The following is a 6,482-nucleotide window of genomic DNA, read 5'->3' as shown; positions in this document are numbered from 1 at the left end:
TAGCTCTACTTGATGCACGATTAGATGTGCTTGATAAAAGAAATTTTGAGCAAGAGTAATGATAGCTAATAAGTAGTGTTTGTTGTTTGGTTGAGTAAACAGAGTTTATTGTCATAAAATTCAGTTTGTGTTGTCATACTTAAAGTAATAAAATATCTTGCTTTGTTAAAAGTCGCAGATTTTAATATACTATGAAAAAATGTGTCTAAGAGATTCACAAATATTTTTGTTTTTTACTATATACACAGATACAAAATGATTTTTACAAGTAGCCGAATTATTAGATGTTGTTTTGTAAGTTATTGTACTATATAGATTCTATTATGAGATTAAGGAAATGATCAATAGGTAGTTTAAGTATGAAATATGCGATATTTTGTTAATACATAGTTTTTTAGTATAATTTTAGAATATTTTTTTTAGGAGTTTAAATGTCAAGTTTTAAAATGGGAGTATGCGGTGTGTTTATGGCCTTGTGCCTTGCTTCACCACTATATGCAAAGACTAGTATGAGAGATTCTGCAGAAAAGGCAATGATGTATTTGGGTAAAGACATACCTAATCTCAAATATGATTGTCAAGGTGATGAAGTAAAAGCAAGCTGTGTTGCAAAAAAAGTAGAAATGAAATCCGGGTTAAATTTCCATGATATACGGATTGATTACATGATGAATGGCAATGAAATTAATCAGGCAATCGTATTTTATATTCAAGTGGTTGATCCTAGAATTGAACGAGAGCTTGAATTTGTACCCAAAAAAATCTCTTGCTCCTCTCCCGCAAATCTTAAGGGTAAGATATATTCTAGACAGATTTCTTGTGAGCTTAATGCCCCAGCCTATGTTTTAAAAATTAAAGGTGCTGGTTCTGTAGAATCGCATAGATTTTTAAATAAGGACGTATTGGAAGCATCTGATGAATTTGATCAATTAGTAGATAATATAGATGATCTAAATATGCAACAAGCACTAAAAGATTTCAAAATTGATGCAAGAGAGATTACTATAGATATAAAGGGCAATCGGTTTGCAAGTAAGATGATTGATGTCTTGAAGAATGAGGATCCAAATTACACAAAAGAGCAGTATGATGCAAATGTGAATATGGGTATCGCGATGGCATTGGCTGGACTTGCCAATGCAAAGGTTTCAGAATCTACATTAAAACAGGTAACAAATGTGGCGACTGCATTGGGAGATGTAGCCACTTCTAAGAAACGACAAGCAATCCTTACATTAAAGCGTAAAGATACAACAATGTTGGAGCTTACAGATTTCGCAGATCTTCTCGAAAGAATAGATATGGATCCCTCATTATTGTTAAAATATCTTGATGATTATCAAATATCTGTTGTTACACATTAATTAAGACATTGCAGTTTAATAGTAGTTTGGAGCTATTATTAAGAGGTGTGCCTTAGTGTTGCGATTATGTGTGATTTTAGAGGGAATGCTTTTTATAATCTTATGCCCAAACATGCTCTCACTCTATAATAATTAGGCATGGCTAGTATTCATGCTGTTTAAATTTTTACTTTTAGCTAGATTTTATGCAAGTTAGATTATAACTTTAAGCAGAGATGAGGATTTTTGCGTGTGGAGTTGTGCTTATTTATTTTTTTGACGTGCTGCTACTTCGTATTTTTGCTAACCATTCTTGCAGAGTTTTCTCAAAGCCAATATTTTTAAGGAATACATATTTTTTCCCATGATGATATATCTGCTTTACAAAACCACCAAAATCATGTGGATATTTGTAGCCTTTAGCATTTGTTTTCAAATAGCTAGGTACAGATTCTAAACGTAGTTTTGTGTCGTCTAAGGCTTGATTGATTGCTGTATATGCGGTGTTGCTTTTTGGTGAACATGCTAAGTAAATTACACATTGAGACAAAACAATTCTTGCTTCTGGATAACCTATTTTACTTACTGCTTGCATCGTGCTTACGCTTAAATTGAGTGCATTTGGGTTTGCATTGCCAATGTCCTCACTTGCTAAAATGACCAATCTACGCGCTATAAACTCTGGATTTTCTCCTGCTTGTATGAGGCATGCTAGATAATATAATGCTGCATTTTCATCACTTCCACGTATTGATTTAATAAGAGCTGATATGTAGTCATAATGCGTATTTTGTGACTTGACACCCTGTGCATTTTGGACTAGACACTCAAGCATAGAGATGCTTACCTCCTGCTTAGAATCTATATCAAGGGCAATATCAAGCAGATTTAAAAATGCACGACAATCGCCATTATGATGAGATAAAAGCCATGATTTTATAGAATCAAAGCTGTGTATAGGTGGATACGCCTTTAATACTCTCTCATAAAGTTCCTCAAAATCATTTGTTTGCAATGCCTTCAACTCAAAGAGAAAGGATCGACTTCTAAGAGCCGCACTTAGTGTAAAAAATGGATTTTCCGTGCTAGCACCAATGAAAGTGGCCTGTCCTTTTTCTAGAATGGGCAGTAAAAATTCTTGCTGTGCGATATTTAATCTATGCACTTCATCAATAAATAAAAGTGGTTTATTTATTGTGTGCTCATACGTACTCAACTCTTTTTTAAGAGTCTCGAGCTTGAAATTCGTAGCATTGAAAGATAAAAAAGTTTTTTTACTTAGTGTTGCAATAATATGGGCTAGACTTGTTTTCCCGCTACCTGGTGGTCCGAAAAATAAAAGATTTGGCAACATATTAGAATCTTGTATATTTTTTTCGATAATGATTCTTAGTGGTGCATTTTGTCCTAGTAAATGTTGTTGTCCTATGAAATTTTCAAGTGTTGTTGGGCGAAATTTATAGGCTAGATTTCTCATAATTATCCATTATATTTGTGTAGATAGTGTTGATACACACTAGCTATACCTTGTTCAAGTGAGATTTTTGGTGTGAAACCAAGTGAATTTAGTTTGCTTGAATCTATAAGCTTTTGAAATGTACCATCAGGCTTAGTTGTATCAAAGACAATATCTCCATCATAACCCACAATATTTTTTACAAGGTTTGCAAGATCTGCAATGCTAATATCACTGCCATAACCAACGTTAATATGGGTGTTATGGACGTTTTCCTTATTGTTTGTCAAGTCGCAAAAATCAACATTTTGCATAATATAGACGCTTGCATCTGCCATATCCTTGCTATGTAGAAATTCTCTTCTTGGCTTACCACTGCCCCATATACCCACTGAATCATGCTTAATTAAGAGTTGTTGCAATAAGGTATCGCACTCATCTTTATCTTTTGCACAATCTTGCATGAGATTTTTATATACACAATCTTCCTTGCCTTGTTTTAATAGTTTTGCAAGGTGAAATTTACGGATTAAAGCAGGTAGTACATGAGAATTTAAAAGATTAAAATTATCATTGTTTCCATAGAGGTTTGTTGGAGCAATAGCAAGAAAATTTGTACCATATTGCAAATTAAAACTTTCACACATATTAAATCCCGCAATTTTTGCAATAGCATATGGTTCATTTGTATATTCAAGTTCTCCTGTGAGTAGATATTCCTCTTTCATTGGTTGGGGTGAGTTCTTTGGATAGATACATGAGCTACCTAAAAATAGAAGTTTTTTGACCTTGAATTTATATGAGTTAAAGATAACGTTATTTTGCAAGGTAAGATTCTCATAGATGAAATCTGCACGATACATGCTGTTTGCTAGAATCCCACCAACTTTAGCGGCAGCTAAAAATACAAATTCTATGTCTTGTGTGGCAAAAAAATGCTCGGTCGCTACAGAATCAAGCAAGTTAAGTTCAGCCCTAGTTTTACATATGATATTATGAAATCCTTGCTCCTTAAGACTTGCCACAATAGAGCTACCAACAAGCCCATTATGCCCAGCAACAAAAATTCTAGAATCTTTTTTCATGACTACTTTATTATTTTTATTCATTGTCATCCTTGGTTTGATTGTTGGATACAGCTGTAATTTTTGCGATATTTTAGTGTATCTCAAATATCTCGCATTATAGCATAAAGCTACAGAATAGACACATATTTGAGATGTATTCTGCAGAGTGTAATGCAATGAGCACTAGATTATCATACGCCATAGCATAGAAGATTAGAAATATTAATGTTACATTTTGTATTAGTATAATATGATAATATTAGCGTAGAAGTAACTTTTATAATTTGATTTACATCAAATAGTTCTTTTATTTCATAAGGTGTTCTATCTTTTCTGCAATAAGTAAGAAATCAGTACTATATAACATCTGCAATAATTCTTTAATATATAATTTTATTAATATAAAGCAATGTAATATGTAATATATGCTTATACTCATAGATAGTATATTTGAGTAACATTTTGTAACCCACATTACAATAAAATAACGTATTAAAATTAAGTTTAAATTATTTTTTATTTATTTACAATTAGAATTATATCAAAACTCAATGGTGAAGGAAGAGTATGCCCAAAACGTTAGAGCCTATGTTGGCACACCCATATTTTGGTGCATTTGTGATGTTTGTTTTAACCCTTGTTGCTTTTCAGGCAACATTCTTTTTGCAAAGACTTGTATCAAGAAAGATCGCACAGAAAAAAAGCGATAAACTTAAAACAGCACCCTATGAATGTGGACCAATTCCAATTAAGCAACAGAACAAAATCTCACATCAATTCTATATCATAGCTGTATTGTTTGTGCTTTTTGATGTAGAAGTGATTTTTATGATTCCGTGGGCTTTGGAATACCGTAATCTTGGAATATTGGGATTTGTAGAAATGTTTGCATTTCTTGGTTTGCTTGTAGTTGGCTTTTTGTTTGCATGGAAAAGGGGAGCATTATCATGGCAACACATGAGGTAGGTGAGCTTAGTGCAAGAGGTATGCCTGTTGCACTTGGGAGTGTGGATAAGATTTTGAATTGGGGGAGGAGCAACTCCCTTTGGCCCCTTACTTATGGGCTTGCTTGTTGTGCTATTGAGATGATGGCAACTGGTGGTTCGAGATTTGATTTTGATAGATTTGGTATTATTTTTCGTGCTAGTCCGAGGCAGAGTGATGTGATGATTATTGCAGGCACACTGACTAAAAAGCATGCAGAATTTACAAGAAGACTTTATGATCAAATGCCTGAACCAAAGTGGGTTGTTTCCATGGGGAGTTGTGCAAATACTGGTGGCATGTTTAATACCTATGCTACTGTGCAAGGTGTTGATAGAATCATCCCTGTGGATATTTATTTACCTGGTTGTGCACCAAGACCAGAAACTTTGCAGTACGCAATGATGGTGTTGCAGCAAAAGATTCGCTCTGAAAAGGCAATAAAAGATGAGACGCCAAAGAGGCTTGTGTAGAGATTCTATAAGGAGAATTTTACTCAGTTGCATGTAAACTAGAATATCGTTAGCGCGAGAAAGGATGAGAATATAGGATGTGCTATGCAGGAGTGTTGAGAAAGCAGGTTTATGCGAGTATCTTTAGTGTCGAAAGATTTCGTATTGCATACATACCTTATCAGGGCTTTCAAAAGCTATGGGATACGTTGAACTTGTATAAGTTTTACACGCAATTTAAATCCTATGTGTAGTTAGGTAGGATCTTGCTTGACAGGGGATTTTCAGAATGTGTTTTAAGAGAGATTGTGTTTGAGTTTAATAGATTTTAAAGCAAACAAACAAGAAACAAGAAGATAAGGATTAGAGATGATACGCAGGACAGCACAAAAGCAGGACGTTCAAAGAAAAGTCTATCATACTGATAGGTTTTACCAGCCCATAGCAACCCCCAAGGTTGAAACCATAAAATCAAATTTTAAGGAAGTATTAGAGTCTTTACAAAAAGAGGTTAATGTATTAAATAGTTATGTAGAGATTGATCAAGCAGTATTTTACGTGCCAAAAGAGCAGGTATTAAAAGCACTAGAAATGTTAAAATCAATGAAATACAATATTTTATCGGAAATGAGTGCGATTGATAACCTTGCGAGTGAGGGGAGTTTTGAACTTTTTTATCAGCTTACTTCGCATGAAAAATCACATAAAGGGCGTCGTAGATTGCGTGTAAAATGCGTTTTACAGGAAAATGAAAGTATGCCAAGTGTAAGCAGTGTTTTTGCATGTGCGAATTGGAGTGAACGAGAATGTTATGATATGTTTGGTATCAAATTTCTTAATCATCCTTTCTTAAAGAGAATTCTTATGCCTATTGATTGGGTGGGCAATCCACTTTTAAAAACCTATCCATTAAAAGGTGACGAATTTGCTGCATGGTATGAAGTGGATAAAATCTTTGGTAGAGAGTATCGTGATATTGTCGGAGCTGAACAACGAGATAGTGCAAGGGTTGATAGAGCAGATAGTATCAATTTCTCGCGTATTGGAAAAGAGGTGCCAAAAGGGGCGATACCAAGTGATTTAGTCCATGAGATAAGCTACCAAGAGGCGAATAAACCACCAATTTTACAAAAGTTTCCCAACACACAACCAAAAGTGCGTGAAAAACGCGTATAGGGGT

The 6,482-nt window shown here is 34.2% G+C and carries 6 protein-coding genes; 4 read left to right on the top strand and 2 right to left on the bottom strand.

From position 1 onward, the window contains the following. Positions 1-431 precede the first annotated feature (431 nt). Positions 432-1,364 (top strand): hypothetical protein, encoded by a 933-nt coding sequence (locus LS81_RS08250; protein ID WP_034345832.1) that lies wholly within the window; start codon positions 432-434, stop codon positions 1,362-1,364. A 247-nt stretch (positions 1,365-1,611) separates the two neighbouring features. On the opposite strand, the gene LS81_RS08245 is transcribed toward LS81_RS08250, so the two are convergent. Both LS81_RS08245 and LS81_RS08240 read right to left on the bottom strand, forming a co-directional pair. Next, the gene (locus LS81_RS08245) at positions 1,612-2,820 is read right to left on the bottom strand and encodes a replication-associated recombination protein A (protein WP_034345835.1); all 1,209 of its coding nucleotides are present in this window, start codon (positions 2,818-2,820) and stop codon (positions 1,612-1,614) included. Between the two features lie 2 nt (positions 2,821-2,822). Next, positions 2,823-3,884 carry a GDP-L-fucose synthase family protein gene (locus tag LS81_RS08240; RefSeq protein ID WP_034347121.1) on the bottom strand — a complete coding sequence of 354 codons (1,062 nt, stop codon included), beginning with the start codon at positions 3,882-3,884 and terminating at the stop codon, positions 2,823-2,825. 549 nt (positions 3,885-4,433) lie between these two features. Here LS81_RS08240 and LS81_RS08235 point away from each other — a divergent pair. From LS81_RS08235 to LS81_RS08225, 3 genes are all read left to right on the top strand, one after another. Continuing rightward, complete coding sequence (locus LS81_RS08235) at positions 4,434-4,832, top strand: NAD(P)H-quinone oxidoreductase subunit 3 (RefSeq protein ID WP_034345838.1); 399 nt, start codon at positions 4,434-4,436, stop codon at positions 4,830-4,832. Further along, complete coding sequence (locus LS81_RS08230; protein ID WP_034345841.1) at positions 4,814-5,323, top strand: NuoB/complex I 20 kDa subunit family protein; 510 nt, start codon at positions 4,814-4,816, stop codon at positions 5,321-5,323. The genes LS81_RS08235 and LS81_RS08230 overlap by 19 nt, the downstream gene beginning before the upstream one ends. 351 nt (positions 5,324-5,674) lie before the next feature. Next, positions 5,675-6,478: an NADH-quinone oxidoreductase subunit C gene (locus tag LS81_RS08225; RefSeq protein WP_411710186.1), complete on the top strand. Its 804-nt coding sequence runs from the start codon at positions 5,675-5,677 to the stop codon at positions 6,476-6,478. The last annotated feature ends 4 nt before the right edge of the window (positions 6,479-6,482 follow it).

Origin of the sequence: Helicobacter trogontum, assembly GCF_000765905.2 — a bacterium.
In the GTDB taxonomy this organism is placed as follows: Bacteria; Campylobacterota; Campylobacteria; order Campylobacterales; family Helicobacteraceae; genus Helicobacter_A; species Helicobacter_A trogontum.
The sequence above is the reverse complement of the archived record's forward strand: the minus strand, read 5'-3'. Positions and strand labels throughout refer to the sequence as shown.